Origin of the sequence: Bernardetia aquimarina (assembly GCF_042180575.1) — a bacterium.
Lineage (GTDB): Bacteria > Bacteroidota > Bacteroidia > Cytophagales > Bernardetiaceae > Bernardetia.
The window spans coordinates 2,499,647-2,521,217 of the sequence record NZ_CP170094.1; the positions used below are offsets into that span (position 1 = coordinate 2,499,647).

At 31.3% G+C, this 21,571-nt stretch carries 21 protein-coding genes; 10 read left to right on the forward strand and 11 right to left on the reverse strand.

The annotated features are described in order from the left end of the window. The first annotated feature begins 240 nt into the window (after window positions 1-240). Window positions 241-1,443, forward strand: a complete 1,203-nt coding sequence (locus ACE193_RS10570; RefSeq protein WP_375562937.1) for an RsiV family protein — start codon at window positions 241-243, stop codon at window positions 1,441-1,443. Between the two features lie 119 nt (window positions 1,444-1,562). Here the strand turns inward: ACE193_RS10570 and ACE193_RS10575 are convergent, their stop codons facing one another. The 4 genes from ACE193_RS10575 to ACE193_RS10590 all read right to left on the reverse strand — a co-directional run bounded on the left by ACE193_RS10575 (window position 1,563) and on the right by ACE193_RS10590 (window position 4,965). Continuing rightward, the gene (locus ACE193_RS10575) at window positions 1,563-2,426 is read right to left on the reverse strand and encodes a TauD/TfdA dioxygenase family protein (RefSeq protein ID WP_375562938.1); all 864 of its coding nucleotides are present in this window, start codon (window positions 2,424-2,426) and stop codon (window positions 1,563-1,565) included. A gap of 374 nt (window positions 2,427-2,800) precedes the next feature. Then, window positions 2,801-3,220: a nucleoside-diphosphate kinase gene (locus tag ACE193_RS10580; protein WP_375562939.1), complete on the reverse strand. Its 420-nt coding sequence runs from the start codon at window positions 3,218-3,220 to the stop codon at window positions 2,801-2,803. A gap of 131 nt (window positions 3,221-3,351) precedes the next feature. Further along, a complete protein-coding gene (locus tag ACE193_RS10585) occupies window positions 3,352-4,167 on the reverse strand; it encodes an enoyl-ACP reductase (protein WP_375562940.1) in 816 nt (271 codons plus the stop codon). A gap of 75 nt (window positions 4,168-4,242) precedes the next feature. Next, entirely contained in the window at window positions 4,243-4,965 is a 723-nt protein-coding gene (locus ACE193_RS10590; RefSeq protein WP_375562941.1) for a lysoplasmalogenase, read from the reverse strand. A 400-nt stretch (window positions 4,966-5,365) separates the two neighbouring features. Between ACE193_RS10590 and ACE193_RS10595 the strand changes: the two genes are divergently transcribed. Further along, complete coding sequence (locus tag ACE193_RS10595; RefSeq protein ID WP_375562942.1) at window positions 5,366-5,497, forward strand: hypothetical protein; 132 nt, start codon at window positions 5,366-5,368, stop codon at window positions 5,495-5,497. A 67-nt stretch (window positions 5,498-5,564) separates the two neighbouring features. Here the strand turns inward: ACE193_RS10595 and ACE193_RS10600 are convergent, their stop codons facing one another. Both ACE193_RS10600 and ACE193_RS10605 read right to left on the reverse strand, forming a co-directional pair. Beyond that, window positions 5,565-5,768 (reverse strand): hypothetical protein, encoded by a 204-nt coding sequence (locus ACE193_RS10600; protein ID WP_375562943.1) that lies wholly within the window; start codon window positions 5,766-5,768, stop codon window positions 5,565-5,567. Window positions 5,769-5,830: 62 nt separating this feature from the next. Further along, window positions 5,831-7,033 carry a Swt1 family HEPN domain-containing protein gene (locus ACE193_RS10605; protein WP_375562944.1) on the reverse strand — a complete coding sequence of 401 codons (1,203 nt, stop codon included), beginning with the start codon at window positions 7,031-7,033 and terminating at the stop codon, window positions 5,831-5,833. A 468-nt stretch (window positions 7,034-7,501) separates the two neighbouring features. Between ACE193_RS10605 and ACE193_RS10610 the strand changes: the two genes are divergently transcribed. The 3 genes from ACE193_RS10610 to ACE193_RS10620 all read left to right on the forward strand — a co-directional run bounded on the left by ACE193_RS10610 (window position 7,502) and on the right by ACE193_RS10620 (window position 11,816). Next, window positions 7,502-8,569, forward strand: a complete 1,068-nt coding sequence (locus ACE193_RS10610; RefSeq protein ID WP_375562945.1) for a helix-turn-helix domain-containing protein — start codon at window positions 7,502-7,504, stop codon at window positions 8,567-8,569. Window positions 8,570-8,701: 132 nt separating this feature from the next. Next, the gene (locus tag ACE193_RS10615) at window positions 8,702-10,339 is read left to right on the forward strand and encodes a serine hydrolase domain-containing protein (RefSeq protein ID WP_375562946.1); all 1,638 of its coding nucleotides are present in this window, start codon (window positions 8,702-8,704) and stop codon (window positions 10,337-10,339) included. Between the two features lie 190 nt (window positions 10,340-10,529). Then, window positions 10,530-11,816 carry a NupC/NupG family nucleoside CNT transporter gene (locus tag ACE193_RS10620; RefSeq protein ID WP_375562947.1) on the forward strand — a complete coding sequence of 429 codons (1,287 nt, stop codon included), beginning with the start codon at window positions 10,530-10,532 and terminating at the stop codon, window positions 11,814-11,816. 92 nt (window positions 11,817-11,908) lie between these two features. On the opposite strand, the gene ACE193_RS10625 is transcribed toward ACE193_RS10620, so the two are convergent. Next, window positions 11,909-13,699: a PKD domain-containing protein gene (locus ACE193_RS10625; RefSeq protein ID WP_375562948.1), complete on the reverse strand. Its 1,791-nt coding sequence runs from the start codon at window positions 13,697-13,699 to the stop codon at window positions 11,909-11,911. 248 nt (window positions 13,700-13,947) lie between these two features. Between ACE193_RS10625 and tsaE the strand changes: the two genes are divergently transcribed. From tsaE to ACE193_RS10645, 4 genes are all read left to right on the forward strand, one after another. Next, complete coding sequence (gene tsaE, locus ACE193_RS10630; protein ID WP_375562949.1) at window positions 13,948-14,460, forward strand: tRNA (adenosine(37)-N6)-threonylcarbamoyltransferase complex ATPase subunit type 1 TsaE; 513 nt, start codon at window positions 13,948-13,950, stop codon at window positions 14,458-14,460. After that, complete coding sequence (locus ACE193_RS10635; RefSeq protein ID WP_375562950.1) at window positions 14,457-15,689, forward strand: alanine dehydrogenase; 1,233 nt, start codon at window positions 14,457-14,459, stop codon at window positions 15,687-15,689. The genes tsaE and ACE193_RS10635 overlap by 4 nt, the downstream gene beginning before the upstream one ends. A gap of 109 nt (window positions 15,690-15,798) precedes the next feature. Then, the gene (locus ACE193_RS10640; protein ID WP_375562951.1) at window positions 15,799-16,506 is read left to right on the forward strand and encodes a DUF4230 domain-containing protein; all 708 of its coding nucleotides are present in this window, start codon (window positions 15,799-15,801) and stop codon (window positions 16,504-16,506) included. A gap of 15 nt (window positions 16,507-16,521) precedes the next feature. Further along, window positions 16,522-17,118, forward strand: a complete 597-nt coding sequence (locus tag ACE193_RS10645; protein WP_375562952.1) for a hypothetical protein — start codon at window positions 16,522-16,524, stop codon at window positions 17,116-17,118. Here the strand turns inward: ACE193_RS10645 and ACE193_RS10650 are convergent. The 4 genes from ACE193_RS10650 to ACE193_RS10665 all read right to left on the reverse strand — a co-directional run bounded on the left by ACE193_RS10650 (window position 17,108) and on the right by ACE193_RS10665 (window position 20,691). Continuing rightward, a complete protein-coding gene (locus ACE193_RS10650) occupies window positions 17,108-17,833 on the reverse strand; it encodes a hypothetical protein (protein ID WP_375562953.1) in 726 nt (241 codons plus the stop codon). The two genes, ACE193_RS10645 and ACE193_RS10650, sit on opposite strands and share 11 nt — an antisense overlap. A 29-nt stretch (window positions 17,834-17,862) precedes the next feature. Next, window positions 17,863-18,597, reverse strand: a complete 735-nt coding sequence (locus tag ACE193_RS10655) for a DUF3592 domain-containing protein (protein WP_375562954.1) — start codon at window positions 18,595-18,597, stop codon at window positions 17,863-17,865. Window positions 18,598-18,796: 199 nt separating this feature from the next. Then, a complete protein-coding gene (locus tag ACE193_RS10660) occupies window positions 18,797-19,249 on the reverse strand; it encodes a hypothetical protein (RefSeq protein WP_375562955.1) in 453 nt (150 codons plus the stop codon). A 356-nt stretch (window positions 19,250-19,605) separates the two neighbouring features. Then, entirely contained in the window at window positions 19,606-20,691 is a 1,086-nt protein-coding gene (locus ACE193_RS10665; protein ID WP_375562956.1) for an FAD:protein FMN transferase, read from the reverse strand. A gap of 203 nt (window positions 20,692-20,894) precedes the next feature. Between ACE193_RS10665 and ACE193_RS10670 the strand changes: the two genes are divergently transcribed. Further along, complete coding sequence (locus ACE193_RS10670) at window positions 20,895-21,539, forward strand: NAD(P)H-binding protein (protein ID WP_375562957.1); 645 nt, start codon at window positions 20,895-20,897, stop codon at window positions 21,537-21,539. The last annotated feature ends 32 nt before the right edge of the window (window positions 21,540-21,571 follow it).

Sequence of the window (21,571 nt, forward strand, 5' to 3'; positions counted from 1 at the left end):
CCTAAAAAGGCTTTTGTTTTTGGTCTAAAAAATACAATGTACCTAAAATAGCATCATTATTGATTTAATGTTGATTATCTATACTATTTTTAGTCAGTAGATTGTTAATTATGTATATTTGTAGAACACAACAATTATTATTACCCTTCTATAAGTAGAATTCCACATACTAATTGACTTAACCTATCCAAAACTTTACACTAAAATTGTCTTAATTTACATATTTAATAATTTCTTACAATGAAGTTAAATAAAATTACTCAGTCTCTTATTTTTAAAAAATCTTTTTTCCTCACTTTTTCTCTACTTTTTGCTATTCCTTTTTTGGCAGTAGCACAATCAGAAACAGAAAAAAATCAACACGTAAAAAAGGAAGAAAAAACACCCATTAAGATTGCAAAATATTTTTACAAAAAACTTGATGGACAACTTGGCGACCAACGTATAGAATTTGATTTGATGCGTTTTGGTTCAACATTAGAAGGTCATTTCTATTTCTTAGACAAAGAAGAAAAAGGAACTATCAGAGGAACAATTTCTGAAACAGGTCGTGTATCTTTAGAAGAAATTGAAGGCAAAACTGAAGAAGGAGAAGCAAACGTAGTTGGTTTTTTTGATGGAAAATTTATGTCTCCCACTGAAATAGCAGGTACTTGGCATTCTTACGATGGAGAAGAATACAATACCTTTACTGTAAAAGAAAATTATCCAGAAAAATCATCTAGCTTTTGGGTAGTTCATGAAGGTAGAAGCTATAGTGGAACGGCTACTGTTGATTTGATTTATGTAGTAATGGGTGATGAAAAACATAAAGCTACTGCAAAGAAAATCAATGAATTTATTAATAGCCACATCCTAAACTACGACCATCCTAAAAGCACTAAAAAACAATTTGGTGACCATAGCGAATTTTTAGATGATTTTGTAATTCGTTATAAAAAGGCAAGTGAAGAAGCTCAAAAAGCTGAAGGGCAAATGCCTATGTGGGACAACCATCATCAGATTATCTTAGATTACAATAATCATAATATTGTAGTTTTGGAATTTGTAGAAAGTGTTTTTGAAGGAGGAGTTTATGCTAATGATAAAATAAACTTTGTGAATTTTGATTTAGGAACAGGAGAGCAAATTGAATTAGAGGAGCTTTTTGAGAAGGATTTTATGCCACAACTTACGAAAGTAGCTGAGGAAGTTTTTCGTAATAAATATGGTTTTAAAGATATTGAGGATTTTTCAAAAGAAGGAATACAATTTAAAGACAACAAATTTGTCTTAAATAATAACTATGCTCTTAGTAAAGGTGGAATTACGTTTCGTTTTAATGAAGATGAAATTGCAGCACATTCAATGGGTTCATTTGAAATTTTCATTCCTTACTCAAGCATCAAAAGTCTTGTAAAAAAAGATAGTCCATTGCAGGAAGTAATGGAAAGTCACTATTAAAATAAAGTCTGAGGTAAAAAGTCAGAATTAAGAAGTAATACAATTATACATTTCTTAGTTCTGACTTTTTTTATTAACTTAATTTGAATTTATTTCTTACCTCAGACTTCTGACTTTCTTTATTTCGCATACGCCTGTGTACGGTACATCAGACGAGGATAATTTCCGTATCCCCCCAAACTACGATGCATTGTTGAGGTATTATCCCACATTAAAAGGTCATTTGGACTCCATTTGTGAGCATAAACGTATTCATTTTTTTCTACTTCTGTCATTAGTTCTTTCAAAAGAGCTTGTCCTTCTTCTCTGCTCAATCCCTCTATATCAGAAGCTGTACAACCAAAATACAAACATAATTTTTGTGTTTCTGGGTGTAAATAAGCAATATTGTGATAAGCATCTGGTGGAAGTTCTGATTCTTTTGCTCCTTCAAAATCAGGAATGTTTTTAGGAGAAACCCAAACACGAAGATTCTTGATTTTATCTTTTAATTCTTGGCTAAGTCCATTATAAGCCAATCTCAAATCTGCAAAACCTGTTTCGCCTCCTGTTGGTGGTACTTTTTCAGCATACAAACAACTGAAAACATAATTTTTTGGTGCTTGCCAAAAATCTCCATCACTGTGCCAATATTCTGCACCCGAATAATTTTGCAATAATTCTCCATTCGGTAAAATATTTGAAATACGTGTAACTTCTGGATATTCTTTATGAAAATTATTAAAACGAAGTCCGTCTGGAAGTTCGACAGGGTCTCCAAAACGTTTTGTCCAAGCTACCAATTCGTCTAACGAAAGGTGTTGATTCTTGATAAGAATAACTCCGTTTTGAGGAACTGCTTTACGTATTTCTTCAAACTCCTCTTGACTAAGATTTTTGACATCTACATTTTCAAAAACTCTACAAGGAAGTGTATAATTAGGAAAAGCCTCTGAGCTTTTTACAGTAGGTCTTTCTTTTGTTGTTTCTAGGTTAGTATTCATTTTGAATTAAATTTAAGTATAAATAGATAAAGCAAAATACAAAATTTTACTTTGAATCTGTAATTTGTTGAAACGTTCAAGACTGTTTTTTCTTTAAAAAAATATAGTTAAGCTAAGAATAGAATATTATTTTGTCTTTGTCGATGCTGTTTTATCTGCACGAAGAAGTCTAGAGAGTCATTTTTTTTTTACATATTTAGCTACTTTCCCTTCGCTAAATTCTGTATGTTTTATTGTGCTATTTTTTTCTTGTGCTTGTAATTGACTTGAGAGTATGAAATTAGGTTGAAAAACTGAACTAAGTTTCAACAAAAAACCGTTTCAAAATTTAGTTTTTGAAACGGTTTTTTATAAAAATCAAAATCTGTTTTGATTTAGAATTTCTCTAAGTTAGAGAAAAAGAAACTTCCTTCGATTTGTGCATTCTCATCAGAATCTGAACCGTGGACAGCATTTGCTTCGATAGATTCGCCATATTTTGCACGAACAGTTCCAGCTTCTGCATCTTTAGGATTAGTTGCTCCTATAAGTTTACGGAAATCTTCAACTGCATTTTCTTTTTCTAAAATTGCAGCAACGATATTGCCAGAAGACATATACTTACAAAGGTCACCATAAAAAGGACGCTCTTTATGTACTTCGTAAAACTGTCCTGCACGCTCCTCAGAAAGACGAGTAATTTTTGCAGCTACCAAACGGAAACCTGCTTCTTCAATCATTGCCAAAATATTGCCTGTATTGTTTGCGCCAAAAGCGTCAGGCTTAATCATTGTGAAAGTACGGTTAGTTGCCATAATTTTTCTAATTCTGTTTTAAGTAAAAAATATTTTTGTGATTTTATTTCTTGATGAATTGCAAGAAAAAATCAATGGCGCAAAAGTACGCTTTTTTATCCAAAAATAAGAATTATAAAATCAAATACTCTTTATTTTTCTACCCCAAACATTTCCATTACTTCTTCTGAAACTCCCATTGCAGAAAAACCTCCATCATGATAAAGATTTTGCATCGTTACTTTCTTCGTAAAATCAGAGAAAAGAGAAATAACAAAATCAGCACATTCCTGAGCAGAGGCATTTCCTAACGGCGACATTTTTTCAGCATAGCTCATAAAAGCATCAAAACCACCTACTCCTGTTCCTGCTGTTGTAGCTGTTGGAGATTGTGAAACGGTATTTACTCTTACTTTTTTAGATTTCCCTAAACGGTATCCATAACTACGAGCAATAGATTCTAAAACAGCTTTAGCATGAGCCATATCACTATAATCAGGGAAAGTTCTTTGTGCAGCAATATAAGTTAGTGCAACAATAGAAGCTTCATCATTGAGAATATCCATTTTTTCAGCTACTTGAAGCATTTTATGAAAAGAAAGACCTGAAATATCAATAGCTTGAAGTGTCCAAGCATGATTCAAATCGCCATAATCTTTTTTCTTACGAACATTTGGACTCATTCCGATAGAATGCAATGCAAAATCAAGTTTTCCTCCTAAATGTTCTGTTGCTTTTTCATACAAATTTTCCCAGTCTTTTATTGAAGTCGCATCAGCAGGAATAACGATTGTATTACATTTGTCTGCAAGTTCTTGAATTGTTCCCATTCTGAGCGCAACAGGTGCATTTGTCAAGACGAATTTTGCACCTTCTGCATGTGCTGTTTCTGCAATTTTCCAAGCAATAGAATTTTCATCTAAAGCTCCTGAAATAATACCTACTTTTCCTTTAAGTAAATTATACATAAATTTTTATTTGTGTTTGCTAAATTATAATCCTCGTTGACGGTTCAGACCTCAACGACGGTTAAAGTATTAGAATTAATTTAAACTAGATTTTATTTGAATCATCATTCCATAAACAATCAGTGCTTGTGCAGCGACATAAGTCAGCATTACCAAAACAGATGCGAATGGAATAGTAAAATGTTTGACAAAAATATCAATGGCAAGTAACGAATCTGAAACCATAAATAAAAATGCTCCAAAAAAAACATATTCTGCACTAGCTTTCAATACTTTTCCTGTGCGTTCCATTGACATAAAAGCCATTGTTATAATCACTAACATATAAATAGGAACAGCAAAAATCATAACCTCATCCAGTGATTTATACAAAAAAGTAAACATCAAGATAAAAGTTCCGATAAATGGAATAGCACGAATAAGTAAAGTTTTGGTTTCTCCTAATTCTTTATTCTGCAACGATTTTTTGAAGGTAAGAATATACAAAATATGAGAAATGAGAAAACTCCCCAAACCAAGCATAAAAAACAATGGACTTTCCTTTTGAAAAAGTAACAAAACATCGCCAATCCAAGCCAAAGAAAGGGCAATTAAGATAAAATTAGTCAGACTTTTTTTGTACGTAATTGTTACTTCTCTAGTATTTACATAAAAATAAATTCCTAAAATGGGAATAAGAAAAGGCTTTGAGGCTAATTCTAACACAAAATCATATTTGTAATTAGCATATAAATTTAAGAGTGTGAAAAAAGCCAATATATAAAGAAGCCAAGTATGTTTTGATTCGAAGTATTTCATGGATGTAAAGTTATTTTTTTATGCAAAGAAACAAAAAAAATATCTATTTGAACAAAAAAATCAGTACCTAAGTGACTAAGTGTTTAGTTTAGATTTCCTAAAAAAAATGATGACCTATAAAGGAAAATTGCATACTACTAGACATTTTTTCAAATAAATGGTCAGACCGTCTAATGAAGCTAAAAATAGCAGAAATCGATTACAAACAGTCTGCTTCTACGAGACTGACCTATATTGCAATTATTAAAAACGTATAATAGTACTGGAAAACTTGATGTTGGCTATCAATCTTTTAAACGGTCTTTTATAAAGTTAAATATTCTGTAAACAAAATAAACCACTAAAAATAATTTCAGAGAAATAGTAGATTGTAGTAATTACTCTAACAATAGCTCATGTTTTGACAGCTCTTAAAAATGAGCCTTCTCATACTTCGGTTCGTTTTTCATTTAGCAAATACAATACGATTAAAGAAATTGATTATGTAGTAGAAAAAGTAAATGAAATTTATGCGCCTGTTTTGGCGAAGTAGATTTTTGCAATATATTTAGGAAAAGACGTGTCTTTTCCCTACTCTTAAACTCGTAGAATTTTATATTTTACGAGTTTTCTTTTTCTGCTTTTAGTTTGGCTTGTTGTTCGTAATATTCTTTTGGCATACCTATTCTTGCAATAGTTTCTCTTCCTTTTTTTACCTTCTCTGGAAACATTACTACATCATCATATTTATCTAACTCTGGATTAATAGTAATTTCTCCACTTTTTAGAAGTTCATCGATTAGAGTACTTTTTTTATTTTTCATATCTTTTTTTTGATTAAAAATTCTTTAGTTTTATTTTAACAGAGCTAACTTTTCTTGTATATTTAATCTTCTTTATTACTGCTCTTTATTATATTTCTTAGTTTCACTACTCGTAATGTTTGAAGAGCTAACTCACTAAATGATACTTCTTCACTAAAATGCACTATTTGATTTCTTAACTGTCTTAATTTTTTCACTTCAATATAATTCTCATTACTTATAATATCTATATTCTTTAAAAGAATTATATCTTTTACAAAACTCCTTCCTTTTACATCTTTTTTAATTTCTTTGTTGTCTATTAGTCTAGTTACAACAATTTTTGTTGTTATTTCTAATTTTCTCCATTGTGAAATAAACTCACCCAGTACTGGATTAAAGTTTCCAGCAACTTCCTCTTCTAAGTTTACTCTATCATTTTCACTTACATCAATACTATCTAAATTCTGAATGGCTTTCTGAAAAATTGGATTAAGTTCATCTGTCAAGTTAGTCACTTTGGTAAAATCAGATTTACTGAATGTCTTGTTATGGGCAATTTTACATCTTAAATCATACAAATCTGTCCATTTCTTCACTAACTTTTCCTTACTTATGTTTATCTCCTTTGAAAAGTACCTATCCCAGTTAGAAGTTGGAATTAGATTTTTTAGTTCTTCTAAATCTATATCTGATGACTTATTTATTTCTTTTATTTTTTTTATCAATTTATCTTTACTTACACTATACTTCTCACTAAATAAGAAATTTTTTAGCTGAATGAAATCGACATTATGTAAATATGTTGTATCTTTATTTTCAACATTAATAGAACTTCTGACATCGTCTGGTACTTTTTCATTTGTCCAATTTATATCTACATTTACTAGCATAAATTTAGTAATTAACTTTCTCACTAAATTTTCTATATGATATATAATAGGATAGGTTTTTTCAGCATAATATTGACTGATACCATCATACAAAACTTGAGGGGATGTGGTCATGATAGAAAATACAGACTTTACGCTTCTTAAAAGTTCTATTAAATTATCTATATGAGCTTCATTATTTACAGAAAACATAAGATGAAAGTACACTTGTTCAGTTTCTCCTATTTTACCAGATTGAATACTAAAATTTACTTTAAAAGTGTTTTTAAAATGAATTTTACTATCCTTTATTATAATATCAGGGTCTGATTGTAAAAGGTGTCTAAAAGATTTCTCATCTTTGCATTTTACGTTCTTAGAGTCTATGAAAACTAAATATTCAACAGCTATCATTTTAGTATTTTAAAAGTGATAAAACAAAAACACTATTATTTTATAAATGAGTAGCGTTTCATAAAGATATAAAAACAATTTTAATAGTTCTAATTTTTCAACAAATTATTTTTTTAACATTATTATAGGAGTTATGTACGCTAATAGTATGTTAGTTTTATATACTTTCAGTAACTTATAGCTTTATTTAGACTGTATATATCTCAAATTTTCACTCAAATAAAGTTATTAAAAACTCATAAATAATTGATTGTCAATGAATTATGATATTGAGTGAGTTTATGGTGTGTAACTCCTATGTTAATCATATAGCACAAGTTCTTCCTCGTTTCAATCATTTTCAATAGATATCAAAAAAAAGTAATAGAAACCTCAAAAAACCACCAAATTCAATTTCAGATTTCTAAATCTAGAAAAATTAGGCTACTTTTATTATTTAATTTTTTTCTGAAATAAATAGGAAAATCTTTGATACTTCTCATTGAATTAATAAGCGACATTGGAAAAATTGTTGTTTTTCTGATGCTCTTGCTCTCCGTTTTTTTGATTACTGCAAAGTCAAAGAAGAAAACTTCAAATTATTTATTTGCAGCCTTTCTGCTCGTTACTACTTTTGATTTATCAGGTTTATTTCTGTCCATTTCAAATCCAATACTGCAAAGTAGTAGAGTTGCTTCTGTTTTGCTTCAAATGCCTTTTTACTATTTGTATGTACAATCGGTCTGTTATTTCAATTTTAAACTAGAGCTAAAACACTTTTTACATACACTTCCATTTTTTGTTTTTTCTATATTTTTGATAGCCACTTCTATTTCAGAAATGAGTTATACGGTTTATAAAATTACTGCCCAAATTCAGTATTACAGTTATATTATTACTGTGTTTTTTACTTTGTATCGCTTTAAGAAATTATATCAAGAAAATTATTCTACCAATCATCAAAATACCTACAAATGGTTTTTACAAGTAACTATTTTGTTTCTGATTGGAAATAGTTTTGTTCAGCTTCGGAATTTTGTATTCTCCGAACAAAACAAAGTTGTATTTACAAGCCTAATTTTATTGAGTAGTCTTTTTGCTTTGTTTATTATCTGCTGGTTTGTTTTGAAGGCTCTTTACAATCCAAGTTTGTTTGTTGGTGTGGATAAAAATTTATCTCCCTCTTCTATTCATATTCAATCCAAGCAAAAAATGGATACTCAAACTCAGTCAAGCCTCCAACAGCTCACCGATTATATGAAGAATGAAAAACCGTATTTAGACCCTGAACTTAGTTTGCAAAAATTGGCAGTAGCAGTAAACCTTTCAGAAAAGCAACTTTCTGGGCTTATCAATCAGCACATCGGCAAGCATTTTTTTGATTATATCAATGAATTTAGAATTAATGATGCCAAGCAATTATTGAAGCAGCAGCCCAACCTAACCGTCTTAGAAATACTTTATGAAATAGGTTTTAATTCAAAATCATCTTTCTATACAGCATTTAAAAAGGAAACCAACCTAACACCTACAAAATACAGAAAATCAGTAAGTTAAGGGTAGTATGACTTTAAAACGGACACTTTTTTTGAGAGAAATGAGTTCGTTTTTCGGTAGTCGGACGATTTGTGTAGGGATATTTTTCACTTTTGTTGGAAATCAAATATCTCAAACAAAAACCATTTAATAATGAAATATCAAACTTATATTATCGCTTTCGTATTTTTATTTTTTCAGTCTCTTTCTGTTTTAGGACAAAATAATGTTATAGAAAAACCATATCAAAAAATTGATTCTTTATTTAATTCTCTTTATTCATCCAATAAAACAGGTGCTGCTTTTGCCATCATCGAAAATGGACAGACAACCTACAAAAACGCCAAAGGATTAGCCAATATAGAACATCAAATTTCTATTACTGATTCTACAATGTTTCATATTGCCTCTGTTTCTAAACAGTTCACTGCTTTTTTGGCTCTTCTATTAGAAGAAGAAGGCAAACTCTCTTTGGAAGACGACATCAGAACTCACTTACCAGAATTGAAGCACTTACCCAATAAAATTACTATAAAAGAGCTAACAACTCATACGCATGGTTTACCCAACATACACGAGTTGATGAATTTGAAAGGCGCATATCCAGAAGGTCAGATGACGCATAAAGAAGTTGTGAAGTTTTTATTGCAGACTAAACAAACTAATTTTGAACCGAAGGGAAAATACAAATACAATAATACAGGCTACATTTTATTAGCTGAAATTATAGAGAGAGTTGGTCAAAAGCCTTTCAAAGAGCAGTTGGAAGAGAAAATATTTTTACCTCTTGGAATGAATGCTTCTAAAGCGATTGATGATGTTAATATTTTGATAAAAAATAAAGCAAATTCATATAGATTTGTAGGTAATAGCTATGAAAAACATCCTTTACATCTTGGAGCAATAGGTTCGTCTGGAATTAATACTACAATCAATGATTTGATTTTGTGGGCAAAAAATTATCAATCTCCAAAAGTGGGAAGTAGAGAGTTTTATAATAAAATGCAACAGCCTACTTATCTAACATCAAATAAGAAAATAAATTATGGTCTAGGATTGCAGTTTGGAACGTATAAAGGATTGGATATTGTCTTTCATGGAGGAGGAGATGTAGCGTATCGTTCTTATATTTTGCACGTACCCAAACACAAAATATCTGTTGTAGTTTTAGCAAACACAAATGATTTTTCGCCTTTAGATATGGTTCATCAAACGCTTGATTTTTTATTAAAAAATGAAATAAAAGAAGAAAAAACTGAAAAAATAACACCTACTAATCAGCAACTCAAAAAATATGAAGGAACGTATGAATTTTATCCGAGTATATATTTTACTATCCTAGCTCAAAATGATACGTTATACTTTCAATCGTATGGCACAGAAGAAAAAGCTCCTCTTCCTTTGATAAATAAAAATACTTTTGATTTTCCATATCTGCCTCATACTAAATTTACTTTTTATGAAGATAGATTTGATTTTCATATTGCAGATTTTACTTATGAATGCAAGAAAATAACTATTCCTGCTTTTGATACAAAGGAAATACAGTTAGAAAACTTTACTGGACGATTTAAAAATGAAGAATATGCTATTGATTTTGAGCTAGTTATAGAAGATAATCAGTTAGTTGTAAAGAGAGCTTTTGATAGTATTGAATTGAAGCCTTTTGTAATAAATAGTTTTTACTCCCCACAATTAGGCAAATTAGATTTTGTATATGATGAAAAAGGGGAAATAACAGCCTTTAAAATCTCAGGACAAAATTTAAAAAATATAGTATTCAAAAGATAATGTCATTTTTTCTAGTGCAAGATTAACAATTTATCTGGCACTAGAGTACCCAAAAAAACAACCAAATTCAATTTCAAATTTCTATATCTAAATAAATTAGGCTACTTTCGCTATTTAATTGTTTTCTCAGTACATTTGAGGAAATAAATTTAAGAATTTGCTTACTCTTTGTTTAAATTTTAATTGAATTATGGATTATTTGAGGGGATTATTAGGAATGTTGGTTTTGCTAGGTGTAGGATTTGCATTCTCTAGAGACCGTAAAGCTATAAATTGGAAATTGGTAGCGATTGGAGTTTCTCTACAAATTATTTTTGGCTTACTTATTACTCAAGTAGAATTTGTAAAATTAGGATTCCAATATGTAAGTGAAGGGTTTGTAAAGTTTTTAAGTTTTTCAGGAGAAGGGGCTAAATTTATTTTCAGAGATTTAGCTGACATTCCTTCTAGTGGCTTTATATTCGCTTTTCAAGTTTTGCCCACCGTTATTTTCTTTTCTTCCGTAACCACAGGATTGTATTATTTAGGAGTTCTTCAAAAAATATCTTACGGAATTGCATGGCTGATGGCAAAAACAATGGGACTTTCGGGTGCAGAAAGCCTTTCGGCAGCAGGAAATATCTTTTTAGGACAAACAGAAGCTCCTCTCTTAGTTCGTCCCTTTATTGCCAAAATGACAACTTCCGAACTCATGTGTTTGATGACAGGAGGAATGGCAACCATTGCAGGAAGTGTTTTGGGTACTTTTGTAGCTTTTTTAGGAGGAGATAACCCTGCTGAACAAGCAAAATTTGCAGCTTTTTTACTTAGTGCTTCCATTATGAATGCACCAGCGGGAATTGTATTTGCCAAAATGCTAATTCCAGAAACTAAACCAGAACTCATTGATTCAGATTTAAAAGTAAATAAAGAAACACTAGGCGCAAATGTTATTGATGCGCTTGCTATTGGTGCAGGTGAAGGACTAAAACTAGCTCTCAATATTGGTGCAATGCTTTTGGCTTTTATCGCTGTGATTGCTCTTCTTAATTATATGCTTGAAGTTGTGGGAGATTGGACAACCCTAAATGCAATTATTGCAGAAAGTACAGGAGGAATTTTTAAAAAATTATCAATGGAATACATTTTTGGTCAAGTATTTCGTTTGGCTGCTTTTGTCATTGGGGTAGAATGGTCAGAAACACTACAAGTAGGAAGTTTGTTAGGACAGAAAACTGTTATTAATGAATTTATAGCCTACGAAAACCTTAAAGAATTGAAGAATGCCAAGCTACTTTCTGAAAAATCAATCTTAATTTCCACTTTTGCACTCTGTGGTTTTTCTAATTTTAGCTCTATTGCTATTCAGATTGGAGGAATTGGAGCAATGGCACCGAATCAACAAGCAAATTTATCTCGTTTGGGATTGAAAGCCTTATTAGCTGCAACGCTCGCTTGTATGATGACGGCTACGATTGCAGGTGCTTTATTGTCGTAATATTTTATTTAGATTTGTAAAAGTTTATCAAAAAATGGTTCAAACAATAATGTTTGAACCATTTTTTACTTCCGATACTCTACAAAACTTTATTAATCACAATCATAAACATACTGTGTAGTACTTGTAGTCGTTGTTCCTCCTGCATTTATGGTAGCTACACTTGTACGCAATAATCCTCTTGCATCAATCGTATTATTTATTTCTCCTATTGTTGCTCCACTTCCATCTGTTGATACTGTTCTTAGAAGTTGGCAGTCTTGATAGGTATGTCTATCTCTTTGTGTAAGAGTTCCGTTTGCATCAAATGTTTCTACAAGCTGAGGAAAACTTCCTTCAATATTCAAGAAATCAGAATAAACAACATAACTTGTCAATGCACCTGCTGGTGTATAAGAATCTGTACGAGTCAAACGCATATTTGTATCATATTGGCTAATAGTATAACCTGTTAGGTTTCCTCCTGCATCATACGAGTTTGCTCTCACAGTACGGTCATTATTGCTATATTCATACTCTATATAATTACTCAAAACTCCTCCAAATCTACTTTCATCTCTACTTCTTCTTCCTTGTGCATCATACTGAATACTTGTAACAAAATTTCCTGCAATAGTACCAGTAGTAATAGAAGAAATCTTTTTTATTCCATTTACAACTGTATATCCAAAATTTACTGTTACATTTCCTCCTACTGTTGCTGAGGTAGTCGTTTCTACATAACATTCTGGCAAATTACAAGGATTGCTATTTCCTCCTCCTCCAGATGCTGCTGCAACTGTAATACGCTTGGTTATTTCATTTGTTCCTGCTGCATTTGTTGCTACTAATTTTACGTCAAAATCGCCTGCTGTATCAAACGTAAATGTTGGGTTTTCTTCTGTTGAGCTAAAACTTGTTCCTGCTGCTGACCATTGATAAGAAGTTGCATTTTGGCTTTCATTTGTAAAGCTCACTTCTTGCCCTGCTTCTGGACTGCTTGGAGAAAAACTAAAGGCTGCCACAGGTGCTGATTGAGCTGCTGTTACAGTTACTTGTCTAGTTATTTCATTTGTTCCTTCTGAATTTGTAGCTACTAATTTTACATCAAAATTACCTGCTGTATCAAACGTAAATTTTGGATTTTCTTCTGTTGAGCTAAAACTTGTTCCTGCTGCTGACCATTGATATGATTCTGCATTCTCACTTTCATTTGTAAAGCTCACTTCTTGCCCTGCTTCTGGATTTTCTGGCGAAAAGCTAAAACTTGCAACTGGTGGAGGTAATTGTGTAACAGGATTTACAGTAATTCGTTGAGTTATTTCATCTGTTCCTCCTGCGCCTGTGGCTACCAGTTTCACATCAAAATCGCCTGCTGTAGTAAAAGTAAATTTTGGATTTTCTTCTGTCGAACTAAAACTTGTTCCTTCTGCTGACCATTGATAAGAAGTTGCATTTTGACTTTCATTCGTAAAAGTAACTTCATCAACATTTGTTATGCTTGTTGGAGCAAAACTAAAAGCTGCAATAGGAGCAGATGGATTTGTATCTGCTGGCGCAACACTAATTTGTGTCGTTTTGGTAGAGCTTCCACCTTCTCCTGTCGCTACTAAGGTTACTTCAAAATCACCTGTTGTGGTAAAAGTAAATGTCGGATTTTTTTCAGTAGAACTAAAACTTGTTCCTGCTGCTGACCATACAAAAGAGGTTGCGTTTGTACTGGTATTATTAAATGTAACTGCTTCATTTACTTTCGGACTAACAGGAGTAAATGAAAACTGAGCTACTGGGGCTGTGGGAGTCTCCTCTTCTTCGTCTTTTTTGGAACAACCTATGACAAAAGAGAGTAAAATAAAGGAAAAAAATATTCCTTTTAGTGTGGTAAGAAAATGATATGATTTCATAATTTAAAATATTTATTAGTTGGTAAACTGGAAAAATTAAGGCTAAATAGCTTTTTATTTGTCAATAAAGTTACGCAAAAAATAAAAGCGAGGTTATACGTAGAAATGGGTATTTTGAGAAAAAAACAATGATATTTTTAGATTGAATTAGAAATTTCATCTAAGATTCTGTCAAAAATTCTCAAATTCTATGTATCTTCGATGAAAATTTGATTCCAACTTGTTTTTGTTCTACTTTTTCTTTACAAATGACTAGCTCTTTTACTCATTCTTTAGCTGACTCTTCTTCTAATTTTACACAATTCGAATGTAAATCTATTTCTGAGTTGCCAGAGATTGCTCAAAAAATAATTTCTTTAGCAAACAAACTAAATAAACGAATTTGGATATTAGAAGGCGATTTGGGAGCAGGAAAAACTACTTTTACAAAAGCTGTTTGTGCAATATTAGGGGTAAAAGAAACGGTTAGTAGCCCTACTTTTGCACTCATAAATGAATATGAAGGAAATTATGATACTACTCAAGATAATGAGAAGTTAAAACTGATTTATCATTGTGATTTTTATAGAATAAATAACCCTTCGGAGGTTTTAGAGTTAGGAATAGAAGAATACTTCGAAAAAGCAGAAGAAAATGGCAATTATTGTTTTATAGAATGGGCTTCCAAAATAGAAGGTTTTCTACCAGAACAGTATTTAAGGATAGATATAGAAGTAAATCAAACAACCAATTCACGTATTTTAACTGTGCGTAGCTTATGAGTCAAGACGATGCCATCAAAAAATTAGTACAACAGTACCAATATTATCAACCTCAAGAAATGCTCGCCAAAGTACGTGAGCGCAATCAACAACTCACTATCGGAATCCCAAAGGAAACCAATCAAGATGAGTTTAGGGTTGCTATGCGTCCAGAAGCTGTGCGATTATTAGTCGCAAACGGACACGAAATAATCATCGAAACAGGCGCAGGAGAAAAGTGTAAATACACCGACCACGAATATAGCGATGCAGGAGCGCAAATAAAATATTCATCAAAAGAAGTCTTTCAATCTGAAATTGTTTTGAAAGTTGCACCTCCTACTTTGAAAGAACTAGAGGAAATGCAAAGCAAAAAAACACTCATTTCTACCTTGCATCTTGCCAACGTAACACCTGAATATTTGCACGCTATCAATCGTAAAAAAATCACTTCTATTGCTTATGAAATGCTTGAAGACAAAGAAGGTGGTTTGCCTGTTGTTCGTTCGATGAGTGAAATTGCTGGAAGTACTGTTATGCTTATTGCAGCCGAATATTTGAGTAGTGCAAATGAAGGGCAAGGAATTATTTTGGGTGGCATTACAGGTGTTGCACCTACCAATGTCGTCGTTTTGGGTTCGGGGACAGTTGGAGAATATGCAGCCAGAACAGCTCTAGGACTGGGTGCAAGTGTAAAAGTTTTTGATAGTAGTGTTCCGATGCTTCGTAGAATAAAATATAACCTTTTACAACCTCACCTTTTTACTTCCATTTTTGATTTGGGAACACTCAAATCTGCTTTAGAAGAAGCTGATGTAGTAGTGGGAGCAATCCGACCAGAAAACGGAAGAACTCCTTCTGTCGTTACAGAAGAAATGGTATCACGTATGAAACCAAATTCTATAATTATTGATGTGAGTATTGATTATGGTGGTTGTATCGAAACTTCTGAAACCACTTCTCACAACAAACCTATTTACAGAAAATACGATGTCATTCATTATTGTGTCCCCAATATACCTTCTCGTGTAGCAAGAACGGCAACTAATGCACTAAGTAATATTTTTGCGCCTTTGCTTTTGCGTGCTGGTGAGCTTGGAAGTATAGAAGAAATGGTTTATGCTGATATGGGTTTTGCAAAAGGTGTTTATAGTTATCAAGGAGGCTTAACAAATCAACATTTGAGCAAAAAATTTAATATGCGTTATAAAGATATTAGTTTGATTGCAGCAGCACAGAAAGGAATGTAATTTTTACAGTTATCAGTGCAAAACTGCTTTTCTTTGATTTTTAGTATAAATATCGTTATTTTTCAATAGGAAAAATTCGTAATCCGTAATCTTTAATTCGTAATTGAATATGACTAATTTTATAAAATCTCTTACTGGTCTTTTGGTTGTCCTTTTACTTGGACTTGGAGGATATTATATTATGCTTCGAAAAGATGCTAAGGAATTATTACAACCTAGAGAAACAGTTACGGAAACGAGTTTTAAGACTGTTTTGGAAGAAGTAGAAAGTTTAGGAAAGCTAGAATTGGTAAAATATAACTTCAAAGATGTAGTAGAACACAAACAAAAAAATGGATATAGTTCTGTTTTGGATTCAAAGGTTTTATTAATTGTAGCTGCTGAAGCTGTTGGTTGTATGGATTTGACACGTATCAAAACCGAAGATATTACCGAAGTAGGCGATTCTATTTATGTTCATTTGCCTGCACCCGAATTATGTTATTACAAAATAGACCACCAAAAATCTAAAGTCTATGATTCGGAATCGTTGCCATTTATGCAAGATGATAATTTGGTAGGAGAAGCCTTTGCAAAAGCCGAAAAACAAATTGAAAAAGCTGCTTTAGAATCTGGAATATTAATTCAAACACAATCCATGGCAAAGACAATGCTCAAACCTCTCTTAGAAAACCTTACCAAAAAGACTGTTTTTCTGACTTTTGAGCCTATTCCTGTAAAAGAAGAAGTAAATCCAGAAAGTCAATTAAAAACACAACAGAAAAACATATTGAATAATCCGACTACAATTCAGTCTAAAAGCTTGGATAAAAAGTAAATTAGAGTACAAGAAATGGAACAACTGACCATCGACTTTTTCAAATATGGCATTTATTGCTTAACTATCGCAGTTCCTATTTTTATTTTAGAAAAAGTTGGAATGTATAGTAATGTAAAATTTGTTTTTTCTTTGGGCATAAGAAGTTTTGGAAAAACGATAGAGAATATCACTATAATTAAGTTGGAAGGAGTAAAAGGTCAATCTATATCAACTGAAAAGACAGAATTTCAATTTGATGAAAATGGGGTAATTTATATCAAAAGTTTTAGCAATAAATATAAAAAAAGAAACTTTGGAGGAAGTGCAATGATTAAAGCAGTAGCCAAAACAGTAAATAAAAACACCTTAAAAGTTCAGTCTTATACTTTTCTACAAGATACTTTATATATGATATTTTTGCCTATCATCTGTATTGCAGGTATCATTGGAGCTTCTTATAATCCTGATGGAAATGCAGAATTAGGTTTTATTCCTTTGGTTGGTGGTGTCATATTTTTCATTATTTCTAAGTTCGAACACAAAAGGAAGTTTGATAAAATGTGTAAAGAATTAGAAGAGATTTTAAAACCAAAAAATGATATAATAACAGAGAAAAAGTTTAAAAATTAGCATCAAGTATTTCTCCCCAAAACGGAATATTTTGATATTCCTTATTTTTAACTGCTTTTGCAATTATTTTATCCCTTTCTTTTCTCTCTTTTATAGATAAATTCAAATGTACTCCTATTTCATTCAATAAGTAATTTCTAAAATTCTGACCATAAACGATTGTATCATTTCCCCAAATAGATAAAATTGGATTTTGTTTATTTTGATGGTCATTTACTATAAATCTATGAGAAATAATAGGAAGAAGTTGAGGAGATTTTGCAAACTGTTCTTCAAAAATATGTTCTTTTTCTTGTTTTGATTCTGGTTTTTCTCCCCACGATTTTAACCAAAAATCACATCTAGGATTTAAAATATCAAATAATATTTGTTCAAACGCCCAATTCATTCTATATCTAATTTCTTCTTCATCTCTTAACCAATGATAGAAAAAAGGGTCTTCTTCTAAATGCTCATTAACCTCTTTTCTATCTATAGAATGTAGAATTTGTAAAAATGCTTTATGTTCGTTAGTAAAAGTTACTTGATATTTTTTCTCAACTTCTTCAATTTGAGATTCAGTTAGTCCAGTCCATTTTGCACCAATAATCCATTTTTCACACTTATATATTTCATCTTTAGAAGCGATTGAATCTTGAAATTCTTTGCTCCAATAGTGTTCACTTCTTTCCTTTACCCACTTAAAAAACTCTAGTGTGTTTGTTGGTATTAACATAATTTCTAAAATCAGTTATTTTGATAGATTTATTCTTGTATATTTTCTGATTCTTCTGTTTTTCCTTCTACTTTATCTATTTCTTCATTCAAAAAAGAAATATCAATCCAATAATTTTCTGGGTTTTCTAAATCTATATAAATTGGTAAGGTTTCTCTTTCTTCTAAAAGTTCTGTTGGGTCATACGCTAGAGGTTCACTTTTGAATAGTAAAACGCCCGAATTTTCATCTCTTTTCCACTCACACAAAATAATAAAAGCAGCTTTGTCTTGTAACATAATTTGTGGGTCTTGTACTACTGCTTGAATCACACCTTCCAAAACACTTCCATTTTCTAAAAGCCACTTTCGACGGTTAGCACGCAACCAAATCAATAATCCCCAAATTACACCTCCTCCAATAAAAGCTACTCCTGTAATGGACAAAAAGCTCATCCAAAACCATTCGTAACGCACAATATGTGTATCATCAGGATTAATAATATCATAATAAATTTCTACTACTTCGCCCAATTCATAACTTGAAAAACGAGAAACTTCGTGCTTTGCATGTACCATCACTTTCTGACTATCTAGGGCATAAAATCCAATGACAGGATAAGTTTTGTCTTCAGGAAGAGGTTTTATTTGGACTACCCTACCTAATGTACGTTCGTATTTTGTCTGACGAATCTGTTCTTTATTCCAACTCTGAACAGCCAAAACAAGAAAAACCAATCCTGTCAGAATGAGCGATAAAGCGAGATAGAATGCCGTTCTTTTCATTTTTATTGTCTTTTAGCTATACGAATCTTAAAATTATTTCTTATTTGATTAACTATGCAAAATACATAAATTTTGTTCACTTTTTTAGCATTTTATTTCGATTTCCTTTTTCAAACTCTTTAAAATAGCAATCAACAAAAAACCTAACTCTATTTCAGAATTAGGTTTCTAGTACATTTATCTCAAACAAAATAATAATTTATCTAGTCATCTTAAACGCTAAAAAAGCCATTCCACATGAGGTTTTGGAATCTTTAGGCAAAAAATTGAGGTAATAGGGTGCTGTTCTACTACATTGAAAAGTAATAGAGGTATAGAATTTTTTTGTGCTGTCATCATAATTAGAAGCTATGACAGCTCCTGAAAGTTCTTTGAAGTTAGCAATAATACCTTTTGAACCACCTTCACTACTCAAAACGGTAAGTGTATAAGTATTACCTTTTGTCATAATAACTGTATAATTTCTAAAATTATTACACCCTCTACAGGTGCGTTGAACACGATAACTCTTCGAAAGACGATAACCATTTTTGGATAAATCTTTCAAAACTTTTACTTGAGCCATCGAATCGATATCACATTGAGCATTGGCATTAGAAGCTCCAAAAGCCATAAAGGCAAACAAACTGCACAAAAAAAGGAAAATTTTCATAATTATTTTTTTATAGGACTAGAATAAAATTATTTTTTTATAAATCTTTGATAAAATGACAAGGATACATAACACACTCTTACCTGTGGTGGTTGGTGTGGCTTCATTTAAAAAATAACTTGCACCCAATGAGAATCATCTTATTTTCAGAATTTATAAACAGATGTAACTTATTGTAATTCAATTTACTAGCCAAAATACAAAAACGATTTTATTTTGAAGTAATTTTTAAAAAAAAGTCAGAGTGATTTTGTAATAATATCAAAATAATTCTGACAACGAAAGATTAAAGATAAACAAAAAATTTAATTAGCTACACTGCTTTAGCAAGTCTTAATTTTTCTAAAAAATAATTTCTATTTTACTTCTTCAATAAAATTTTCAAACCCCTTACTCATTACTGTTTTGATAGTTCCATTTTCATCATAAATCAAAAATACTTCTGTGTTTTCTAATTTTTCAATCATTGCTAATGCTTTATCTTTTCCCAAAACCATACAAGCTGTTCCCAAACCATCAGCCGTAATAGCATCATTTGCTAAAATAGTTGCACTCAGAAGATTGTGCGAAACAGGATAACCTGTTTTTGGATTAATGGTATGAGGATATTTTTTGCCCTCTCTGATATAAAATTTACGATAATTTCCAGAAGTTACTAACGATTTATTATTCAGAGTAACGATAGCTTGAAGTTGTCTTTGTGTATTTTCGTTTTCGTTCTCACTTTTACCTTCTTCTATCGGTTTATCCACTCCTATTTTCCAACCTTTTCCATCTGTTCCTATTCCATTTGCTCTTACTTCTCCACCAATTTCGACCATATAATTTTTGATATTTTTCTTCTCTAAAAAAAGTGCCACTACATCTACTGCATAACCTTGAGCAATCGCATTAAAATTGAGTTGAACCTTCTTTTTTGTTTTTTTGAGGGATGTTTTATCAAAAACGATATATTTATCATAACCAACAAATTCTAATAAAGAATCAATTTTGTCAGACGGAATTTTTTCTGGTTCTTCTATTTCCCCAAATCCCCAAACACGAATAATGGGTGCAAGAGTTGGGTCAAAAGCTCCTTGACTAAGATCAAAAATTTCTTTACTACTTTTCAAAACAGGATAAAAAAATTCATTCTGAAAAACTATTGCACTATCAGTATTCTCCATTTTATTAAAAACAGAAATTTCAGAATTAGGAATATAGGTAGAAAGACTCTGACTAAAAGCTACCAAAACAGAATCAATAGCTATTTGATAATTATTTCCTTTTTGAGATAGATACTTTACAGTATAAGTTGTTCCTTGGGTTTCTCCATAGACTTGATAGGTCTGCTCTTGGTTTGTTGTTTCTGTATTTCGGAATTTATAAACCAAAAACATCAGTAAAATAAGAACACCTCCATAGATTGCATTTTTATAATAATTTTTCTTTTCTGTTTTCATTTGAATTTTGATTTGAATTTTAGATTTCTATTTTTTAATTATTTGACAAAAATACAAACTATTCGTTTAGAGTTTTTGCTAGTACTAGATTTATTATTTTTGATTTCTCAGAAAACATTCGTATCGTAATTTGTTTTACATAGAATAGAATCAGATTTTTTTTAGAAATAAATCATTAATCAGAAAAATCAAGTATAAACATTATGGGAAAAACAGCTGTCATTGCAGGAGCTACAGGACTTATCGGACAAGAACTTATCAAATTGCTTTCAAACGATAGTCGTTATGATAAAATTTTGGCTCTTACTCGTAAAGCAAAAGAATCAGATTTACCAAAAGTAGAATATGTAGTCGTTGATTTTGATGCTTTGGCTACTTATCAAAAAGAAATTCAGGGCGACGATGCCTTTTGTGCCTTAGGAACAACTCGCCAAAAAGCAGGAAGCAAAGAGGCTTTTTACAAGGTTGATTATACCTACATTTGGGAATTTGGTAGAATAATGGCTCAAAATCAAGCTCAATCTTTTACTTTAGTCTCATCAATGGGAGCAGATAAAGATTCTTTTTTTTATTATAGTGAAGTAAAAGGAAAAATTGAAGATGCTATTTCTCAATTAGATTTTGAAAAAATAACGATTGCTCGTCCTTCGCTTTTATTGGGAGATAGAAAAGAAGAACGCTTAGGAGAAGGAATTGCACAAACTTTTTCTAAACTTTTCAGTCCAATTATTCCAGCAAAATACGACGGAATTGAGGCTGCACAAGTAGCAAAAGCAATGATAAAAGCTGCCAACGATGGAAAAAATGAGCTTGAAATTATTGAGAATGATGAACTGTTGAAGATGTAGTTTTTGTTTTTTCCCAAAACAAAGAGGATTGA

Bases quoted from the DNA above. Each gene is read 5' to 3' on its own strand.
- ACE193_RS10590 (WP_375562941.1), bottom strand. From the start codon at position 4,965: ATGAAATACTTCGAATCAAAACATACTTGGCTTCTTTATATATTGGCT.
- ACE193_RS10635 (WP_375562950.1), top strand. From the start codon at position 14,457: ATGAGTCAAGACGATGCCATCAAAAAATTAGTACAACAGTACCAATAT.
- ACE193_RS10570 (WP_375562937.1), top strand. From the start codon at position 241: ATGAAGTTAAATAAAATTACTCAGTCTCTTATTTTTAAAAAATCTTTT.
- ACE193_RS10605 (WP_375562944.1), bottom strand. From the start codon at position 7,033: ATGATAGCTGTTGAATATTTAGTTTTCATAGACTCTAAGAACGTAAAA.
- ACE193_RS10615 (WP_375562946.1), top strand. From the start codon at position 8,702: ATGAAATATCAAACTTATATTATCGCTTTCGTATTTTTATTTTTTCAG.
- ACE193_RS10585 (WP_375562940.1), bottom strand. From the start codon at position 4,167: ATGTATAATTTACTTAAAGGAAAAGTAGGTATTATTTCAGGAGCTTTA.
- ACE193_RS10625 (WP_375562948.1), bottom strand. From the start codon at position 13,699: ATGAAATCATATCATTTTCTTACCACACTAAAAGGAATATTTTTTTCC.
- ACE193_RS10665 (WP_375562956.1), bottom strand. From the start codon at position 20,691: ATGAAAACAGAAAAGAAAAATTATTATAAAAATGCAATCTATGGAGGT.
- ACE193_RS10620 (WP_375562947.1), top strand. From the start codon at position 10,530: ATGGATTATTTGAGGGGATTATTAGGAATGTTGGTTTTGCTAGGTGTA.
- ACE193_RS10660 (WP_375562955.1), bottom strand. From the start codon at position 19,249: ATGAAAATTTTCCTTTTTTTGTGCAGTTTGTTTGCCTTTATGGCTTTT.
- ACE193_RS10655 (WP_375562954.1), bottom strand. From the start codon at position 18,597: ATGAAAAGAACGGCATTCTATCTCGCTTTATCGCTCATTCTGACAGGA.
- tsaE (WP_375562949.1), top strand. From the start codon at position 13,948: ATGACTAGCTCTTTTACTCATTCTTTAGCTGACTCTTCTTCTAATTTT.
- ACE193_RS10670 (WP_375562957.1), top strand. From the start codon at position 20,895: ATGGGAAAAACAGCTGTCATTGCAGGAGCTACAGGACTTATCGGACAA.
- ACE193_RS10575 (WP_375562938.1), bottom strand. From the start codon at position 2,426: ATGAATACTAACCTAGAAACAACAAAAGAAAGACCTACTGTAAAAAGC.
- ACE193_RS10650 (WP_375562953.1), bottom strand. From the start codon at position 17,833: ATGTTAATACCAACAAACACACTAGAGTTTTTTAAGTGGGTAAAGGAA.
- ACE193_RS10640 (WP_375562951.1), top strand. From the start codon at position 15,799: ATGACTAATTTTATAAAATCTCTTACTGGTCTTTTGGTTGTCCTTTTA.
- ACE193_RS10645 (WP_375562952.1), top strand. From the start codon at position 16,522: ATGGAACAACTGACCATCGACTTTTTCAAATATGGCATTTATTGCTTA.
- ACE193_RS10600 (WP_375562943.1), bottom strand. From the start codon at position 5,768: ATGAAAAATAAAAAAAGTACTCTAATCGATGAACTTCTAAAAAGTGGA.
- ACE193_RS10580 (WP_375562939.1), bottom strand. From the start codon at position 3,220: ATGGCAACTAACCGTACTTTCACAATGATTAAGCCTGACGCTTTTGGC.